Source organism: Alkalibacterium indicireducens (genome assembly GCF_039522005.1).
Lineage (GTDB): Bacteria > Bacillota > Bacilli > Lactobacillales > Carnobacteriaceae_A > Alkalibacterium > Alkalibacterium indicireducens.
This window is the reverse complement of the sequence record NZ_BAAADA010000042.1, coordinates 46188-66206: the sequence shown is the minus strand read 5'-3', so window position 1 is coordinate 66206 and position 20019 is coordinate 46188. Positions and strand designations below refer to the sequence as shown.

Annotated in this window: 17 protein-coding genes; 16 read left to right on the top strand and 1 reads right to left on the bottom strand. The window is 44.0% G+C overall.

The window, feature by feature from the left end; translation table 11 throughout:
- Positions 1-36: 36 nt before the first annotated feature.
- Positions 37-633: a lysophospholipid acyltransferase family protein gene (locus ABFX15_RS03040; protein WP_346024036.1), complete on the bottom strand. Its 597-nt coding sequence runs from the start codon at positions 631-633 to the stop codon at positions 37-39.
- A gap of 239 nt (positions 634-872) precedes the next feature.
- Between ABFX15_RS03040 and rpsB the strand changes: the two genes are divergently transcribed.
- The 16 genes from rpsB to infB all read left to right on the top strand — a co-directional run.
- Positions 873-1631 (top strand): 30S ribosomal protein S2, encoded by a 759-nt coding sequence (rpsB, locus tag ABFX15_RS03035; RefSeq protein WP_346024035.1) that lies wholly within the window; start codon positions 873-875, stop codon positions 1629-1631.
- Between the two features lie 45 nt (positions 1632-1676).
- Positions 1677-2561, top strand: a complete 885-nt coding sequence (gene tsf / locus ABFX15_RS03030) for a translation elongation factor Ts (protein ID WP_346024034.1) — start codon at positions 1677-1679, stop codon at positions 2559-2561.
- Between the two features lie 98 nt (positions 2562-2659).
- Positions 2660-4054: a flavocytochrome c gene (locus ABFX15_RS03025; RefSeq protein ID WP_346024033.1), complete on the top strand. Its 1395-nt coding sequence runs from the start codon at positions 2660-2662 to the stop codon at positions 4052-4054.
- A 129-nt stretch (positions 4055-4183) separates the two neighbouring features.
- Positions 4184-4912, top strand: a complete 729-nt coding sequence (pyrH, locus tag ABFX15_RS03020; protein ID WP_346024032.1) for a UMP kinase — start codon at positions 4184-4186, stop codon at positions 4910-4912.
- Between the two features lie 32 nt (positions 4913-4944).
- Entirely contained in the window at positions 4945-5466 is a 522-nt protein-coding gene (frr, locus tag ABFX15_RS03015; RefSeq protein WP_346024045.1) for a ribosome recycling factor, read from the top strand.
- A gap of 375 nt (positions 5467-5841) precedes the next feature.
- Positions 5842-6567: an undecaprenyl pyrophosphate synthase gene (gene uppS / locus ABFX15_RS03010; RefSeq protein ID WP_428830584.1), complete on the top strand. Its 726-nt coding sequence runs from the start codon at positions 5842-5844 to the stop codon at positions 6565-6567.
- 25 nt (positions 6568-6592) lie between these two features.
- A complete protein-coding gene (locus ABFX15_RS03005) occupies positions 6593-7375 on the top strand; it encodes a phosphatidate cytidylyltransferase (protein WP_346024030.1) in 783 nt (260 codons plus the stop codon).
- A gap of 15 nt (positions 7376-7390) precedes the next feature.
- Positions 7391-8659, top strand: a complete 1269-nt coding sequence (gene rseP, locus ABFX15_RS03000) for an RIP metalloprotease RseP (protein ID WP_346024029.1) — start codon at positions 7391-7393, stop codon at positions 8657-8659.
- Positions 8660-8683: 24 nt separating this feature from the next.
- Positions 8684-10396, top strand: coding sequence for a proline--tRNA ligase (locus ABFX15_RS02995; protein WP_346024028.1), 1713 nt, complete (start codon positions 8684-8686; stop codon positions 10394-10396).
- A gap of 91 nt (positions 10397-10487) precedes the next feature.
- Positions 10488-14819, top strand: a complete 4332-nt coding sequence (locus tag ABFX15_RS02990; protein WP_346024027.1) for a PolC-type DNA polymerase III — start codon at positions 10488-10490, stop codon at positions 14817-14819.
- A gap of 163 nt (positions 14820-14982) precedes the next feature.
- Positions 14983-15453, top strand: a complete 471-nt coding sequence (gene rimP, locus ABFX15_RS02985; RefSeq protein ID WP_245682990.1) for a ribosome maturation factor RimP — start codon at positions 14983-14985, stop codon at positions 15451-15453.
- Positions 15454-15492: 39 nt separating this feature from the next.
- Positions 15493-16647, top strand: coding sequence for a transcription termination factor NusA (gene nusA / locus ABFX15_RS02980; protein WP_346024026.1), 1155 nt, complete (start codon positions 15493-15495; stop codon positions 16645-16647).
- Between the two features lie 63 nt (positions 16648-16710).
- Positions 16711-17028 carry a hypothetical protein gene (locus ABFX15_RS02975; protein ID WP_346024025.1) on the top strand — a complete coding sequence of 106 codons (318 nt, stop codon included), beginning with the start codon at positions 16711-16713 and terminating at the stop codon, positions 17026-17028.
- 23 nt (positions 17029-17051) lie between these two features.
- Positions 17052-17348, top strand: coding sequence for an RNase P modulator RnpM (gene rnpM, locus ABFX15_RS02970; protein ID WP_346024024.1), 297 nt, complete (start codon positions 17052-17054; stop codon positions 17346-17348).
- Entirely contained in the window at positions 17338-17637 is a 300-nt protein-coding gene (locus tag ABFX15_RS02965) for a L7Ae/L30e/S12e/Gadd45 family ribosomal protein (protein WP_346024023.1), read from the top strand. Before rnpM ends, ABFX15_RS02965 begins: the two co-directional genes overlap by 11 nt.
- 21 nt (positions 17638-17658) lie before the next feature.
- On the top strand, positions 17659-20019 hold a 2361-nt coding region (gene infB / locus ABFX15_RS02960), incomplete at its 3' end, for a translation initiation factor IF-2 (RefSeq protein ID WP_346024022.1).

The window sequence follows — 20019 nt, the reverse complement described above, 5'->3', positions numbered from 1 at the left end:
CGGTAAACTGGTTGATCTCTGGATAAGGCTTTTTTCTTATTTATGGTCTTCAGAATCTAGAGAGACGAACGCATCCTGTATTTTTTCGGAATAATAAGCAGTGACGTCCTTGATGCCTTCTATTTTACGTTCAACCATGAACGGTTCTCCGAAGCGTACGGTTGCTTTCTGACGTTTCAGCAGGTCTTTGAATGTATACGGGCCGTGATAGACAACAGGTACAATCGGTTTTTTACTCATTTTTGCTATCGTAACAGCGCCACCTTTAAGTTCAGTGGAATGTCGTGTTCCTGTGGGGAAGATCACCAGGCCAAGATCGGTTTCCTTCAAAATCTTGACTGGGGTCTTGATGGCACTTGGGCCAGGATTTTTACGGTCAACAGGGAAAGCGTTCATTTTTGTAATCAGCCACTTAAAGAGTGGGTTCTTGAAAAGTTCTTTTTTTGCCATGAAACTGAATTGCTTGGGCGAGGCGGCAAGTACTAAATATACCGGATCGATCCATGAGCGATGAGGTGCTATAAGAATATAGTTATCGTCTTTAGGCAGGTTTTCCTTGCCCTGGACTTTATATCGTCCGTTTAAAGTCAGTATAAGCAACCTTACAATTAATCTTACAAATGAAAAAAACACTAGAGTCCACTTCCTTTTTAGGTTCTCAGTATAGTATGCGATAGAACTGGAAAATGTGCAAGAAAAAAATTAACTGAGAGTTGCATTTTAAGAGTATATGTAGTATACTTATAAGCGGTGCAAAAAGCACCAAATTTCACACCTGAGTGGATGGATTGAATGGTGCTCTATTGCCATGGAGTGTTCAAACAGATGAAGCTCGGGGAGGAAAAATATAAAACCAAATGGAGGAATGACAAATGGCAGTTGTATCAATGAAACAATTATTAGAATCAGGTGTTCATTTCGGTCACCAGACTAGACGCTGGAACCCTAAGATGAAACCATATATCTTTACAGAAAGAAACGGCATCTACATCATCGACTTGCAGAAGACTGTTAAGCTGATCGATCAAGCTTACAACTATGTCCGTGATATTGCAGAAGATGGCGGAACAGTTCTTTTTGTAGGAACTAAAAAACAAGCACAAGATGCGATCAAAGAAGAAGCTCAAAGAGCTGGCGCTTACTACATCAACCACCGTTGGTTGGGTGGGACGCTAACTAACTGGGATACAATTCAGAAGCGTATCAAGCGTCTGAAACAGATTGAAAAAATGGAAGAAGACGGAACATTCGATGTCCTTCCTAAAAAAGAAGTCGGTATCCTGATCAAAGAACGCGATCGACTTGAAAAATTCTTAGGCGGAATCAAAGATATGCCTAAGCGTCCTGACGTGTTATTCGTTGTTGACCCAAGAAATGAGCACATTGCTGTTAAAGAAGCTCAAAAACTTAATATTCCAATCGTAGCAATGGTAGATACTAACTGTGATCCAGATGAGATCGACGTTATCATCCCTTCAAACGACGATGCTATCCGTGCAGTAAAATTACTGACTAAAACAATGGCTGATGCTGTTATCGAAGGAAATCAGGGAGAAGAAGGCTTTGAAGAAGAAGCAAAATCTGATTCTCTAGATGAAATCGTTGAAGTCGTCGAAGGCGATAACGAGTAATCATCGCTTTTTACCGGATCGATATACGACTAAGGAGGAATTTTTGTGGCAAACATTAAAGCAGCTCAAGTAAAAGAGTTACGTGATAAAACAGGCGTTGGAATGATGGATGCGAAAAAAGCATTAGTGGAAACTGATGGAGATTTAGACGCAGCTGTCGATTACCTGAGAGAAAAAGGTGTATCTAAAGCAGCTAAGAAAGCAGACCGTATTGCGGCTGAAGGACTGGCTAACGTTCACATCGAGGGTAACGTTGCGGCTATCGCAGAAATCAACTCAGAAACAGACTTCGTTTCTAAAAACGATAAATTCCAGAACCTTGTTAAAGGTATTACTAAAACTGTAGCAGCAAACAAACCTGCAACTATAGAAGAAGCACTTGCTTTGGATATGGGTGGAGACTCAATTCAGGATACAATTACTGAAGCGACTCAGACTATCGGTGAGAAGATCACTCTACGTCGTTTTGCTGTTGTAGAAAAAACTGACAATGATGTATTCGGCGACTACGAGCACATGGGTGGACGCATTACTGTTCTTTCTATTATTGAAGGAACCGATGATGTAGAAGTCGCTCGTAACGTATCTATGCACATTGCGGCAATCAATCCTAAATTCATCACTCGTGAAGAAATCTCTCAGGAAGAAAGAGATCACGAACTGAACGTGTTGACTGAACAAGCTAAAAATGAAGGAAAACCTGCAAATATCGTTGAAAAAATGGTACAGGGACGTCTCAACAAATGGCTAGCAGAAGTAAGTCTTGTTGATCAGCCATATGTTAAAGATCCAGACAAAACTGTTGGTGAGTACTTGAGCGAAAAAGGTGCATCTATCAAATCATTCATCCGTTACGAAGTGGGAGAAGGAATTGAGAAACGTACTGAAGACTTCGCTGCAGAAGTTCAAAGCCAATTAGGCAATAAATAAGTTTGTAGATATGGAGCAGGGGTATTTGATCCCTGCTCTTTTTTTGCAAGCTATCTCTATTACTAAATACATAAGGATTCTGACAGAACGGAGGCCATATGATTTCACATAAAGATCAGCTTAATACTCAATACGACGTAATTATCGTTGGTGCAGGTGCAGCCGGTTTATCAGCGGCGATTCAGGCAGATGATACAGGTGCCTGCCCTGTTATTTTTGAGAGCATGCCGGGTGTGAAAGGGAACAGCATTAAAGCATCTGCGGGAATGAACGCTTCACAGACAAAATTTCAGCAGGCCCAGGGGATTGAGGACAGTCATTCACTTTTTTATGAAGAGACACTGGCTGGCGGAAACCGGACAAACGATGTAGAGCTGTTGTCCTATTTTGTTGAAGAATCGCCGAAAGCAGTTGACTGGCTTGACTCAATGGACATTACTTTGTCCAGTCTCACAACTACAGGCGGAATGTCTGTTAAACGAACACATAGACCATCTGATGGATCTGCTATCGGAGGATACTTGATGAAAGGTCTGATGCGTATAGTCGAAGAACGAGGGATCCCTCTGTTTACTTCTGCAGAAGTCATTCGTCTGTCGACATCAGAAGATTCGAATCTGATCAACGGCGTTTATGTAGCTATAGACCGGCAAGGTGAAAACTTAGTCAGGGCCAGGGCTGTTGTCATAGCAACTGGTGGTTTTGGCAGTAATTATAAAAAAATAGAAGAGGTGGCTCCTGACCTTGTTAAGCTTATCACTACAAATCACGAAGGAAGTTTAGGAAGTGGGATCGACATGGTCAAGGCGGTCGGAGGAAGTATCAGAGATCTTGATCAGATTCAAATCCATCCCACAGTTCATCAGAGAAGTCGATTTTTATTGACAGAGGCAATAAGAGGCGAAGGAGCCATACTCATTTCTTTGTCAGGGAAACGGTTTGTCAACGAAATGGACCGTCGAGATGTGGTATCACACGCTATTATAAACTGTCCAGAACAGAAAGCGTTCCTGATTTTCGATGAACAGCTAAAAGAAAGAGTGCCCGCGGTCGGGTTCTACGAGTCAAAAGATATGGTGTTAAAAGCAGAGACGTTGTACGGACTGGCTGATCAGATCGGTGTACCAAAAGAAGTATTAGCAGCAACGATTACAGAATGGAATCAGGCCGTCGCCTATGGAACAGATGACCTGTTCGAACGGACTACTGCCATGGAACATCCCATTCAGACAGGTTCGTTTTATGCCATAGAAGTGGCTCCAGGAATTCACCATACCATGGGTGGTGTCAGAATCAATACAAGGTCTGAAGTGATTGATGAAGATGGCAGAAAGATCAGTGGCTTGTATGCAGCCGGAGAAACGTGCGGGGGACTGCATGGAGAAAACAGGATAGGTGGCAATGCAATTGCTGAAACCATCGTGTTCGGAAGGCAGGCTGGAAAGCAGGCGGCAGAGTACGTACAAAAAAGTGCAGGGGATTATGGTTTTTAATTTAACAAAATAGAACGCTAATTATTTTAAAACGTCGCATAGCTGCACGGAATAACTGTCAATTTTTAATGACCTTGCACTTGTTATGTGGTAGAATAAAAATGTATGAATTATGGAGGGAACGATTATATGGATGAACCGAAGTACAAGCGAATCGTACTGAAATTAAGTGGAGAAGCTCTTGCTGGAGATGCTGGATTCGGCATAGAGCCGCCAACTATACATGAAATCTGTCAGGAAATTAAAGATGTACATGAACTTGGCGTCGAAATCGCCATCGTAGTAGGCGGCGGGAATATCTGGCGTGGTCATGTTGGAGCTGAAATGGGTATGGAGCGCTCACAGGCAGATTATATGGGGATGATTGCTACGATCATGAATGCTCTGGCCCTACAGGATTCACTTGAAAATGCCGGTGTACCGACTCGTGTTCAGACGTCTATTGAAATGCGTCAGGTTGCTGAACCATATATTCGCAGAAAAGCTATGCGTCACCTTGAAAAAGGCCGTGTCGTCATTTTCGCCGGAGGTACTGGCAGCCCGTACTTCTCAACAGATACAACTGCAGCGCTTCGAGCCGCAGAAATGCAGGCTGATGTCATTATGATGGCCAAGAACAATGTCGACGGGGTTTATTCGGCTGATCCGAATATTGATGCCAATGCCGTTAAGTTCGAAGAACTGACTTATCTGGATATCATAAATAAATCACTTCAGGTAATGGATACCACAGCGTCCTCTTTAAGTATGGACAACGATATTCCATTAGTCGTATTTAATCTGAATAAAAAAGGTAACATTAAACGTGTAGCCCTAGGAGACACGATTGGGACAACTGTAAGGAGGAAAAAACAGTGACTGAAGCAATCTTAAAAGACACACAGGGAAGAATGAAAAAAGCGGAGCAGGCCTATGTAAGGGAACTTGGAAGCATCCGTGCAGGACGTGCTAACCCGAGTCTGCTGAATCGCATCAACATCGAGTATTATGGTGTACCTACGCCTTTGAACCAGATAGCGCAGATTTCAGTACCTGAAGCACGCGTTCTTCTTATCACCCCATACGATAAAAATGCACTCGGTGACATTGAAAAAGCACTGAATCAGTCTGATATCGGAATTCCGCCGGCAAATGACGGGAACGTCATTCGACTTGTCGTACCGGCACTTACGGAAGAAAGAAGAAAAGATATAGCAAAGCAGGTAGGCAAAGAAGCTGAAAATGCGAAAATTGCTGTAAGGAACATTCGCCGTGATGCAATCGATTCATTGAAGAAAGCAGAAAAAGATGGAGAACTGACTAAAGATGACCTTCATCACTATGAAGAGGAAGTTCAAAAGCTGACAGATGACAGTGTCAAAGCTATCGACAAGCTATCTGCAGAAAAAGAAAAGGAAATTTTAGAAGGATAAAAAAAGGAGAGTAGCTGAAGCACTTTTAAGGAATGTATCACATCATCCTTAAAGAGCAGAGCTGACTCTCCTTTTGCTTTATAGTTTACTGATAATGTATTTGTTCACTAATTTAGTAACAACTGAAGTAACGACTATGCTGATAATGTACTTTCTTAAGCGTCTCATATGCAGGTCCTCCTTAATATTAAATTAACACTTTTCTGTTAGCTTACTTATAGTATAGCAAATCTCCATAAATACAGAAAACAGAACATTTTAAAATATTCATAAACACCTTCTGAATTTCTGTAGCAATTTAAATAGATTTTTACTACAATAGAAGAGATGTATATTTATTTCTAGGAGGGTATGGTGCATCAGGCACCAATAAATATGGTTGAAAATGAAGAAACAAATGCACCTGCACACGTCGCCATGATCATGGACGGAAATGGACGATGGGCAGAACGACAAGGGAAAGCGCGGAAATTTGGGCACCAGGAAGGCATGGAAGCAGTCAGACGAGTGACTATCAGAGCCAGTGAACGTGGAATCAAAGTGCTCACACTTTATGCGTTCTCAACCGAGAACTGGAAACGTCCTCCCCAGGAAGTTCATTTTCTTATGCAGCTGCCGATTCGTTTTTTTGATCGGTTCGTACCGGAACTGCAGGAAAAGAATGTGAGAGTCAACATGATCGGTTTCGAAGAAAAAGTTCCTTCCTCAACAAGAAAAGCGATTCAGAAAGCAATGGATCAGACGAAAGATAATGATGGAATGATTCTGAATTTCGCATTCAATTACGGCAGTCGTGCAGAAATTGTCAGAGCGACTCAGTCATTATGTGAACGGGTTTTAAATGGCGAAATTAGTATTAGTGAAATAAATGAGGAAGTGATCGAGCATCATCTGCTTACGCAGTCAATTGCACCTTATCAGGATGTGGACCTTCTGATCAGAAGCAGCGGAGAACAGAGGTTAAGCAATTTTCTTCTCTGGCAGAATGCGTACAGTGAATTTTATTTTTCAGATCTTCTCTGGCCTGATTTCACCGGTGATGTACTGGACGAGGCCCTTTTGAGCTATATAAACAGACAGCGGAGATACGGGGCTGTCTAAACTACTATGAAAGCTGAGGATGAAGATGTCTAAACGTATATTAACTGCACTTATTGCACTAGTATTACTCATACCATTGTTTATATTTGGGTCATGGCCCTTAGAGTTGCTGGTGGGATTAGTTGCGCTTTTTGCACTGATGGAGTTTGTTCAGATGGAAAAGATGAGCATTCGCTCCTTTCCAGCCATTCTGTCGGGTCTTATTGTATTGAGTATGGCTCTCAGTCCGAGAGTGAACGAGCTTTTTTCAGGTGATATCCTTACGCCTGTCATCATATTGCAAGGCTTGATACTGCTGGTATATTCTGTATGGAATCCTGATTTAAAAATCAGGCAGATCGGTTCTGTGTTATTGATGACGGTTTATATAGGAGTCGGTACTGCTTCGTTAGTATCGTTAAGACAGTATAGTCTGACCTTTGTCCTGCTTGTATTACTAGTAATCTGGGCAACTGATACTGGAGCTTATCTCATTGGTGGAAAAATTGGAAAAACAAAATTGGCGCCTAGTATATCTCCAAATAAAACAATTGAAGGATCAGCCGGTGGAACGATTGCTTCTGCCATAGTCAGCGCTATCTATCTTATTTATTTTCCGATAGCGGACTCTTACATCCTTTCTATTCTCTTTATGATGGTGCTCTCAGTAGTAGGGCAGTTAGGAGATCTGGTTGAGTCAAAGATAAAGAGAGAGTACGGTGTCAAGGACTCAGGAAAGATACTCCCAGGACATGGTGGGATACTGGACCGGATCGACAGCCTGCTTTTAGTACTTAATGTGTTATTTGTCATCAGATTATTACGATAGAAGAAGGAGACCTTTATGATTCAGACTATTCTTGCGTTTGCCCTTGTATTTGGGATTATTGTCATTATTCACGAATTTGGTCATTTTTATTTTGCAAAACGAGCAGGCATTCTAGTAAGAGAATTTGCTATCGGATTTGGACCGAAAATCTTTCATCATCGCAAAGGGGAAACAACCTATACCATCAGGCTTCTTCCTGTTGGCGGATATGTCAGGATGGCAGGATATGAAGAGGAAGCTGACATACGACCCGGCATGACCGTCAGTTTATCCTTGGATGATCAGGATAAGGTCGAAAAAATCGATCTACAGTCTAAAGACGCGTCGCTGGATACTGTACCTTTGGAAGTGTCTGATTTCAATTTTGATGAAGATTTGTTCATAGCCGGACGTGTCGGATTTGATACTGAAGTTAAAAGGTATGAAGTCAATCGTGACGCTCTTTTAGTAGAAAAAGACGGAACATTGCTTCAGATTGCTCCGAAAGATCGTCAGTTCCAGAGTGCGTCACTTGGCAACCGTATGATGACCAACTTTGCCGGTCCGATGAATAATTTCATACTGGCAATCATTGCATTTACAGCCCTTGCTTTCTTGCAGGGGGGAGTTCCTTCTCAGGAGCCTCTTATCGGAGCAGTTGAAGAAGGCTCTCCTGCAGCTGAAGCTGGTCTTGAAGAAGGAGACCGTGTTCTTTCAATTGATGACGAAGAAGTCGGATCATGGAATGAAATGGTTCTGATCATTCAGGACAGTCCAGAAGAAGCTATGACTTTCGACATCGAAACAGCCGATGGAGAAAGTGTCCAGCAGACGATCACGCCATACAGTTATGATTCAGGCAATGAAGTAGTGGGGCGAATTGGCATCGAGACATTTGTAGACGACAGTCTGACTGCCAGATTGACCTTCGGATTCACAGAAACATGGTATATCATTACTCAAATAGTTACCTTACTTGGATCATTCTTTACCGGTGGTTTCAGTGTTGATCAGCTTGGTGGACCTGTTGCAATTTATGCAACAACTGAAGTAGTTGTTCAAGCGGGAATATTCGGACTCATCAGGTGGATCGGTATTTTAAGTGTGAATCTCGGCATCATGAACTTGCTTCCCATCCCCGCGCTTGACGGAGGGAAACTGCTGCTCAACCTCATTGAAGGGGTACGCAAGAAACCATTGAGTCAGGAAAAGGAAGGGTATATTACACTTGTCGGTGTCCTGTTCCTTCTAATCCTCATGTTACTAGTTACATGGAATGATATTCAGACATTCTTTTTAAATTAACCACTAAAGGAGACAGTCGTTTATATGAAACAGTCAAAATTATTTGCACCTACATTAAGAGAAGTTCCAAATGATGCTGAAGTGATTAGTCATCAGCTGCTTTTGAGAGCAGGATACATCAGACAGGTATCTTCAGGGGTATACAGCTATCTACCACTGGCATACCGCGTCATCGAAAACCTCAAAGCAATTATACGTGAAGAACTGGATGCGATTGAGGGTTCAGAAATGCTTCTTCCGGCACTGCTTCCTGCAGATTTATGGAAGGAATCCGGACGGTATGAAACATACGGGGAAGATCTGATCAAGCTTAAAGATCGTCACGAGCGTGATTTTATTCTTGGACCGACTCATGAAGAAACATTTGCCAAACTGATCAGTGAAGAAATCAAATCTTACAAGAAGCTTCCGCTTCACCTCTATCAGTTCCAGACTAAATATAGAGATGAAAAGCGTCCCCGATTCGGTTTGATGCGCGGAAGAGAATTTATCATGAAAGATGGCTACACATTCCACGATAATTATGAAAGTCTGGATGAAGCTTATGATCAGATTGCCCAGGCCTATACAAAAGCATTCGAAAGGCTCGGGCTGAATTTCCGCTCGATCATCGGTGATGCAGGGGCCATGGGAGGAAAAGACTCCGTAGAATTTATGGCTCTGGCAGATGCTGGTGAAGATACCGTTGTGTATTCCGACGGCAGTGACTACGCAGCCAACCTGGAAATGGCGTCAAGTGCATACAAGCAGTCACCTAATACAGATGTTCTGCTTGAAATGAAAGAAGTGGACACGCCCGATACGACAACGATTCAGGAGCTTTCTGAGTTCCTTGATTTACCTAAAGCTCAGCTTCTCAAAAGTGTGCTCTACATGGCAGATAATGAGACGCCTGTTCTTGCAATCGTTAGAGGCGATCAGGAGGTTAACGTTATCAAGCTTAGAAACGCTATCGGAGCTGAAGAGGTCGTGCCTGCAGAGGATGACCAGATCAAGTCTATCTTCAAGACAGTACCAGGATACGTTGGACCGGTCAACCTCTCTGATGAAGTCCGAATTATCGCAGACCTGCATGTTCAGGATGTGGTCAATGGCGTAACTGGAGCGAATAAAGAAGGAATTCACCTAACCAATGTCAATCCAGGGCGAGACTTTTCGGTTGAAACATTTGCCGATATCCGTACAGTTAAGGAAGGCGACCCTTCTCCTGACGGGAAAGGCAGCCTGAAATTTACCAAGGGAATTGAAATCGGGCACATCTTTAAGCTGGGAACACGTTACAGCGACGCTATGAATGCTACCGTTCTGGACAGTAATGGCAGACAGACGCCAGTTATTATGGGAAGCTACGGTATCGGAGTCAGCCGACTGCTTTCAGCTATTGCTGAACAGTATGCCGATGATAAAGGACTGGTGTGGCCAGCCGCTGTTGCCCCGTTCGATCTGCATATTATCCCTGTCCAAGTGAAAAATGACGAGCAGAAAGAACTGGCTTTCCGCCTTTATGATGATTTCAAGTCTAAAGGCTATAAAGTTCTTCTGGACGACCGTAAAGAGCGTCCTGGTGTTAAATTCACAGATGCAGAACTGATCGGTATTCCGGTACAGCTGACTGTTGGTAAAAAAGCAGCTGAAGGTATAGTAGAAATAAACATCCGCAAGACTGGTGAAATGGTCGAAGCCAGACTAGATGAAGTGCTGCAGACCATCGATATTCTGATGAACAATCAGAACTAATTAAATGATTAAAATGAAAACTGAGGCATTTACTGTCTCAGTTTTCTGTTCTATAATCGTAGGAAAGTGACAGGAGAAAGAAGGATTTACTTTGAGTTTAAATAAAACTGAACTGTTTCAGACACTTCTTAAACAGACAAAAGTCGAATTAAGTGATGAAGATAAAGAATGGATACATAAGGGTGAAGTTGAATCAGTCACCGTCTATAAACGAGAGAAGAAATGGGACCTTGTTCTGACATTTCCGAACATTCTGCCTTACCGTCTCTATCTGACCATCAGTCACGCCATCCGAGAATCGTTCAAGGCGATTTGTGAAGTGAACCTGACTGTCCGGACTAGCGAGCCAACTATCACTGTGGAAAAAGTGAGAGATTACTGGAATGAAGCGTGCAAGCAAAGTGGAGTGGATTCACCAATTTGCAACCAGGTTTTTTCAGAACGTTTTCCTGTTTTTAAAGATAAAAAATGGCTGTTCATAATTGACCAGGAGCTTGTTTTCGACAAATACGACAAAGATTTCCTGCCTCAGATCAGCAAGGCCTATCACAAACTGGGATTTCCTGAAACCTTTTCAGTCAGGGCTTTAGTAGATGCTCAGGCTAGTCAGGATAAGGTCAATGAATTCAAACTTAAAAAAGAAGAAAATGACCAGCTGATGGCTCAGGAGTATACGAAAATGATCGAAACTGCCGAAAAGAAAAAAGAGCAGTCCAGAGAAGACAGTCATAGTGGCCCGATCAAACTGGGACGGGCTATCCCAGCTAACGAAGAAGTCAAGCAAATGATCGAAGTTGTTGAAGAAGAGCGACGCATCACGCTTGAAGGATATGTATTCGACTCTGAAGTCAGAGAACTGAGATCCGGAAGAAAACTGCTTCTGATGAAGATTACCGATTATTCTTCATCTTTTACCTGTAAACGGTTCTCAAACAATGAATCAGACGAAGCTCTTTTTGATGCAATCAAACCCGGTATCTGGGTAAAGGTCAGAGGGAGCATTCAGGAAGACACATTCATGAGGGATCTTGTGATGAACGTACAGGATATTATTCAGACCTTCCATGCTGAAAGAGAAGATACGTTCGAAGGGGAAAGCAAGCGCATTGAGCTGCATGCCCACACAAATATGAGTCAAATGGACGCGATTTCCGGGGCGACTGCACTGATCGAACAGGCGGCCAAGTGGGGACATGAAGCCATTGCGATTACGGACCATGGAGGTGGTCAGTCATTCCCAGAAGCCCATGCTGCCGGTCAGAAAAATAATATAAAAGTCATTTACGGGCTGGAGGCAAATCTGGTCGATGACGGAGTGCCGGTGGCTTATAATGAAAGCCACCTTAACCTGAATGAATCGACTTATGTCGTATTCGACGTTGAAACTACAGGGCTCTCAGCTATTTATGACAGCATAATTGAACTTGCGGCTGTAAAAATGCACAAAGGAAATGTGGTGGAAGAGTTTCAGGAGTTCATCGATCCGGGTCATCCGCTGTCAGAAACGACCGTTCAGCTGACCGGCATTACCGATGATATGGTACGGGGATCCAAGACCGAAAAAGATGTCTTGGAGCGGTTCAGAGCTTTTTCTGAAGACACGATTCTTGTTGCTCACAATGCCTCATTCGATATGGGCTTTCTGAACACGGCATACAAGAAACACAAGATGGACGTATCGACCCTTCCGGTCATCGATACACTTGAATTTTCACGGTTCATCAACCCGACATTCAAAAGTCATCGACTCAATACGCTGGCCAAGCGCTTCAAAGTCAATCTTGAACAGCACCACCGTGCGATCTATGATTCGCAGACGACCGGTAATCTACTTTGGATCTTTGTCAAGAAGGCGCAGGAAGAACACAACATCCATTATCACGATGAATTAAATCAGTTCATGGGTGAGGGAGATGCGTATAAACGCTCCCGTCCGAGCCATGTGACCTTATGGGCAAGTTCACAGTCCGGACTGAAGAATCTATTCAAACTGATTTCAACGTCACTAGTGGATTATTTTTACAGAGTCCCCAGACTGCCTCGTTCTGTACTGGAAAAACACAGGGAAGGCATTATAGTAGGATCCGGCTGTTCAAAAGGGGAAGTCTTTGAAGCGATGATGCAAAAAGGCTATGAAGAAGCCCGAAGAGTTGCGGAGTTTTACGATTATCTGGAGATCATGCCCAAAGAAGTATACAGTGACCTGATTCAACGGGAGCTAGTCAGAAGTGATGCTGATCTGGAAGATATTCTGACCAACATGATCAAACTGGGTGAAGAGCTGGACAAGCCGGTCATTGCGACTGGGAATGTCCACTACATTCATCCGGAAGATGCTGTTTACCGTGACATCCTGATGGAGACACAGTCATCAGTTGCTTCGTCACCAGGAAATAATCCAGCTGTTCATTTCAGGACAACAAATGAAATGATGGACGCGTTCCGCTTCCTCGGAGAAGACAAGGCCCGCGAAGTCGTCATAGAGAACCCGCAGCTTCTCAATCGTCAGATCGAAGACGGCATCACTCCAGTGAAGAAAGATCTCTTCACTCCTAAGATGGAAGGTGCGGAAGAAGAGATCAGACAGATGAGCTACGATAAGGCTCACAGTCTCTATGGTGATCCGCTTCCGGAAATCATCGAAGCCCGGCTTGAGAAAGAGCTGGACAGTATCATCGGAAACGGGTTTTCCGTTATCTATCTGATTTCTCAGAAACTGGTGCATAAGAGTATTGAAGATGGGTATCTCGTTGGTTCAAGGGGGTCGGTCGGCTCGAGCTTCGTTGCTACGATGACGGGGATCACAGAAGTCAACCCAATGCCTCCACATTACCGATGCAACAGCTGTCAGTACTCTGAGTTCTTCACTGAAGGAGAAGTGGGGTCGGGGTTCGATCTTCCGGAGAAAGCCTGCCCGAACTGTCAGGCTGACTTATACAGAGACGGACAGGATATTCCGTTTGAAACCTTCTTGGGATTCAAAGGAGATAAAGTCCCTGATATCGATTTGAACTTCTCGGGAGAGTATCAGGCAACAGCGCACCACTATACAAAAGAGTTGTTTGGGGAAGAATACGTCTACAGAGCCGGTACGATCGGTACGATTGCAGACCGAACTGCTTTTGGATTCGTTAAAGGATTCGAGAGGGATCATCAGCTGCATTATAGATCAGCCGAAATCGACCGTCTGTCCAAGGGGCTGACAGGTGTCAAACGGACAACCGGGCAGCACCCTGGTGGAATCATCGTTATTCCGGACTATATGGATGTCTACGACTTCAGTCCAGTGCAGTATCCAGCAGATGATCAGGAATCAAAATGGAAAACGACGCATTTCGATTTTCATTCCATTCATGACAATGTGCTAAAACTTGATATCCTGGGACACGATGATCCGACAATGATCCGTAAGCTGCAGGACCTTTCAGGAATCGATCCTCTGGATATCCCTGTCAACGATCCTGGCGTCATGAAACTCTTCAGCGGCACAGAAGTTCTCGGAGTCACTGAAGAACAGATCTTCTCAAAAACAGGGACCTTGGGTGTTCCGGAGTTCGGGACACGATTCGTTCGTCAGATGCTTGAGCAGACCAATCCGACGACCTTTGCTGAGCTGCTTCAGATCTCCGGACTGTCACACGGAACGGATGTCTGGCTGGGCAATGCTGAGGAACTGATTAGATTGCATAACATCCCTCTGGCTGAAGTAATCGGGTGTCGTGATGACATCATGGTCTACCTTCAGCATCAAGGATTAGAAGATGACATAGCCTTCAAGATCATGGAGCATGTTCGTAAGGGTCGAGGGATACCGGATGAGTGGCAGGCCGTCATGCGTGAAGAAGACGTGCCGGAATGGTATATCGATTCCTGCCTGAAGATCAAGTATATGTTCCCTAAAGCCCACGCAGCTGCCTACGTCCTTATGGCACTTCGGGTCGCCTACTTCAAGGTGCATTATCCGCTTTACTACTATGCCGCATACTTTTCCATCAGAGCCAGTGACTTTGATCTGGAAGCGATGTGCCAGGGGAAAGACGGCATCAAGTCAAGAATGAAAGAAATTACGGATAAAGGGATGGATGCCAGCACGAAGGAAAAGAACCTGCTGACGGTACTGGAACTGGCTAACGAAATGGTCGAGCGAGGCTTTGAATTCAAGATGGTCGATCTGGACAAATCACACGCTACTGACTTTATCATTGAAGACAATGCACTGATCGCACCATTCAGAGCTGTCCCATCTCTTGGAGCAAGTGTAGCAGGAGCGATCGTAGAGGCTAGAGAAGACGAGCCTTTCCTTTCAAAAGAAGATCTTTCAAGAAGAGGGAAAGTCTCAAAAACCGTAATGGAATATCTAGAAACGAACCAGGCCTTAAAAGGACTTCCAGACGAAAATCAGCTTTCTTTGTTCGACATCTAGTCTGATGCCGTTAAAGTTGCCTTGTTTAGGCAGGTGTGGTACACTAGTAGACGAATCGAGCAAGATAGACCGTGTAAAGAGTGAGCGAATCCGCTCACTCTTTTTCACAGCCTTGACGAATGCTGCGACAACATCGTACTCATTTGAGAGGAGAGTGAAGTGTTTGAATACAATAGACAAAGTAAGAGAACTGTCAGAGCCATTGGCAGATGAATTAGGATATGAACTAGTTGATGTGGAATACGTTAAAGAAGGTAAAAACTGGTTTTTAAGATTATATATCGATAAAGAAGCAGGTGTCGATCTTGATGACTGTGCCCTGTTCAGCGAAAAAGTTGGAGAGACACTGGATGCCATTGAACCAGACCCGATTCCGCACGCTTATTATCTGGAAGTGTCCTCACCGGGAGCGGAACGTCCTTTAAAAACAGAAGAAGATTTCGAGAAAGCTGTCGGTAAGTACATCTACGTGGCATTAAATGGTGAAATTGGAGGGTTCGATGCCTATGAAGGTCATCTGAAATCTTACGACGGCGATGAACTGGTTATGGAAGTTATGATCAAGACACGCCGGAAAGAATTGGTTCTGTCTAAAGGTCAGGTCGCTAAGGCGAGATACGCCATCGAATTTTAATTCAGATAAAAAGTAACTACTTTATAAAGGGGTATAAATATGAGTAAAGAATTGGCAGCTGCTCTTGAGACACTTGAACAGGAAAAAGGCATCTCCAAAGAAATCGTGATCGACGCACTGGAAGCTGCACTCGTTTCAGCCTACAAGCGTAACTATGGGACGTCCCAGAACGTTGAGGTGAACTTTGACGAAGATACCGGTACGATTACGGTCAACCAGGTTAAAGAAGTGGTAGAAGATGTGTATGACTCTCAGCTGGAAATTAGTCTGACAGAAGCACGTGAACGAAACAAAGCTTACGAAGTAGGAGATAAAATCAAGTTTGAAGTAACGCCTAGGAACTTCGGACGGATTGCAGCTCAGACAGCTAAGCAAGTGATCATGCAGCGAATGCGTGAAGCCGAGCGTTCAATAATCTACAACGAATATATTGCCTATGAAGATGATCTGATGACGGGCACCGTCGAGCGTCAGGACAGCAAGTTCATCTACATCAACTTAGGAAAAGTGGAAGCTGTTCTTTCTAAGCGTGATCAGATTGAAAACGAAACGTATGCAACACATGACCGTATCAAAGTATACGTCAGCAATGTAGAGAACTCGACAAAAGGACCTCAAGTCTTTGTCAGCCGGACACATCCGAACTTGATCAAGCGTCTGTTTGAACAGGAAGTGCCGGAAATCTACGATGGCATAGTAGAAATCGTATCGATTGCAAGAGAAGCTGGTGACCGCGCGAAGATTGCTGTGTCGTCCCGAGATGAAAATGTCGACCCTGTCGGAACGTGTGTCGGACCAAGAGGGTCTCGTGTACAGGCCATCGTTAATGAGCTGAACGGCGAAAACATGGATATCGTCGAATGGGACAAAGACCCTTCAGTTTATATCAAAAATGCTTTAAATCCGGCTCAGGTCATTGATGTTCAGTTTGATGAAGATCAGCATTCATGTGTGATCGTTGTCCCGGACTATCAGCTGTCACTGGCTATCGGTAAGCGTGGACAGAATGTTCGTCTGGCAGCTAAATTGACTGGCTTCAAGATCGACATCAAATCCGAATCTGATATGGAAGCTCTTGCCAAAGAAGCAGAAGAGCTTAAAGACGATTCTTTCTTTAATGCTTTGAACGATGACAGCGAAGAAGCAGTGCAGCAGGCAGATGCCTTAGCTGATGCAGATACATTGTTTTCTTAAGATGAGACGATAGAAGTTAAAGCACTTGATGAAGGAGAAGTCTCTGACGCAGGAGATTCTACTGTGTATGCTCAAGATAACGATCAGCCTGATGCACAGCCGGGAGAACCTGTCATGGAAACAGACTTTCAGTCTGGTGAACTTGACTCAAACGATGCAGAAGATCTGATCGAATTTGCTGAAGAAAGAGACGGCAGAGGCGAAGAGGATGCAACCGAAGCATCAATGGAAGAAATCGAAGAAGCGACATTCTCAGAAGATGATGAGTATACATTATCTGATGGTGGCGAAGGTGAGCCGCCGTTTACTGACACAGAAAAAAATACATTCCCTGAAAATCAGGAAACCACATTTTCTGATGATGAGAACCTGGGAAGTTAAGAGATCAATTAAGGTGGGCAGTCATGCAGAATCGTAAAGTACCAATGAGAAAATGCATTGCATCTGGAGAAATGAAGCCTAAGAAAGAGATGGTACGACTGGTCCGAAGCAAGGACGGAGCCGTATCCATCGATCCTTCGGGCAAGAAGAATGGCAGAGGAGCCTACATCTCCCTCGACACTGCGCTGGTTCAGAAAGCGAAAGACAAAAAACTGATCAGCCAGGCGCTGAACGCAACGATCGAGCAGTCGTTTTATGATGAGCTGATCGAGTATATCGAGTACAGACAAGCGCGGATGGAAATTGAAAATGAACAATAAACAACGTGCATTAAATCTGATAGGCCTGTCCCAGAGAGCCGGTCAGCTGATATCTGGAGAAGCCTTGGTGCTTCAGGCAGTCAGATCTAAAAAAGCAAAAACAGTATGTTTAGCATCAAATGCAAGTGAGAACACGAGAAAGCAATTTTTGAATAAGTGTGAGCATTACGACGTCCCAGTTGTAACAGAGTTCTCCAGAGAAGAGCTCTCTCATGCTTTAGGGAAGGATCGGACAGTATGTGCCCTTTTAGATAAAGGATTTGTGCATTCCCTTCAAAAATTGCTGTAAAATGAATGGGAAGGTGATTAAATGGGCAAAAAAAGAGTCTATGAATTCGCGAAGGAAAATGATGTACCAAGCAAGAAAGTACTAGAAACAGCAGAAGGTCTGGGGATCAAGTACAGCAGTCACATGTCGACAATGAACGACGGAGATGTGGACAAGCTGGCTAAAGCAATTAAAGAACCGGTTAAACCTCAGAAAAAAGCTGAATCTTCCCAGTCTGGGTCAAAAGTATCTGCTCAGAATACAAGCAGATCGGACAACAGCAGGACTGGCCAGGCGAATCAGAATGCAAACCGCAATCAGCAGAAAAAATCGACTGCTTCAAATAGGTCACAGCAGAACAACCGACCGGCTCAATCGAACAAATCGAATCAGTCTGCCAACTCAAACAGACCGAACAACCGACCAAACAGTAAGTCTTCTGACAACCAGCCAAGCAGTAAGTCAGAAACTAAATCAAACAATAGAAAAGGACAATCCAACATAAATAAGTCTAATACTAAACCATCATCACAAAATAGAAATACGAATAAGAAACCGGACGCTAACCGTGCAGGGGCAGATGCTCCTAAACGCACTACTGACGAGAAACAGAAACAGCAGTTCGACAATAAGAAAAAACGCAACTCGCGTCAGCACCGCGGGATTCATGGCGGACCTGCAGGACGCAAGCGTAAAGGAAAAAAGAATCAGAAGTCACAGACACCTCCGACCCCACGTAAATTCAAAGAGCTTCCAAAAGTTCTTGAATATACTGACGGTATGACGATTGTAGAGCTGGCTAAGAAAATTCACCGTGAACCAGCTGAAATCGTCAAGAAGCTGTTCATGATGGGAGTCATGGCTACTCAAAACCAGTCTCTGGATAAAGAAACAATTGAACTTCTTGCAGCCGAATACGGTATGGATACAGAAGAAAAAGTTCAGATCGATCTGACTGACTTCGATACCTTCTTTGAACAGGAACCAGTAGAAGAAAACCTTGTTACCCGTCCGCCGACTGTTACTATCATGGGACACGTCGATCACGGAAAAACGACTTTACTTGATACTCTTCGAGAAACTAATGTAACAGAAGGGGAAGCTGGCGGAATCACTCAGCATATCGGTGCCTATCAGGTTGACGTAAACGGCAAGCTGATCACTTTCCTGGATACACCAGGACACGCTGCCTTTACTACTATGCGTGCGCGAGGAGCAGACATCACAGATATCGCAATCATCGTTGTGGCGGCTGATGACGGGGTTATGGCACAGACGGTTGAGGCGATCAACCATGCTAAAGCAGCTGGTGTGCCGATCATCGTAGCTGTCAATAAAGTTGATAAACCGGGTGCCAATCCGGACCGCGTGATGCAGGAACTCACTGAATACGAACTTGTTCCAGAAGACTGGGGCGGAGATACGATTTTTGTTCAGATTTCAGCACTATTCAACCAGAATCTGGAAGAACTGCTCGAAATGATCCTGCTTGTTGCAGAAGTAGAGGAGCTGAAAGCTGATCCTGAACGTCTGGCTATCGGTACTGTTATCGAAGCAAGACTGGACAAAGCTAAAGGACCTATTGCTACCCTGCTTGTTCAGGAAGGAACACTTAGACAAGGTGAGCCAATCGTTGTCGGGAATACGTTCGGACGTGTCCGTACTATGACAAACGATAAAGGGCGCCGAGTAAAAAGTGCTGGACCTTCTACACCAGTAGAAATCACTGGATTGAACGAAACACCACAAGCCGGAGACCGCTTCGTTGTCTTTGAAGATGAGAAGACGGCACGTCAAGTAGGTGAATCCAGAGCGTCTGCGGCAACAGAAGCGCAGCGTTCGACTACAAATAAAGTTACACTTGAGAATCTATTCGACAGTCTGGAAGAGGGCGAACTTAAATCAGTTAACGTTATCGTTAAAGCTGATGTACAAGGTTCGGTTGAAGCTTTGGCAGCCAGTCTTGAAAAAATCGAAGTTGAAGGCGTTAAAGTCAACATCATTCACACTGGAGTTGGAGCCATCAACGAAAGTGATATTACTCTGGCATCTGCAAGTTCTGCCATCGTTATCGGGTTCAACGTTCGTCCGACGATTCAGGCGAAAGAAAGTGCAGACCGCGAAGAAGTGGATATCCGTACTCACCGTGTCATCTATGATGCGATCGATGAAATCGAAGCTGCAATGACAGGGATGCTGGATCCTGAATTCGAAGAGAAAGTTACCGGTCAGGCTCAAGTACGTGAAACTTACCATGTGTCTAAAGTAGGAACGATTGCCGGATGTTTTGTTACTGACGGTGTGATCAAGCGTAACAGTTCCATTAGACTGATCAGAAATGGTATTGTACAGTATGAAGGGGAACTTTCAAGCTTGAAACGATTCAAAGATGATGCAAAAGAA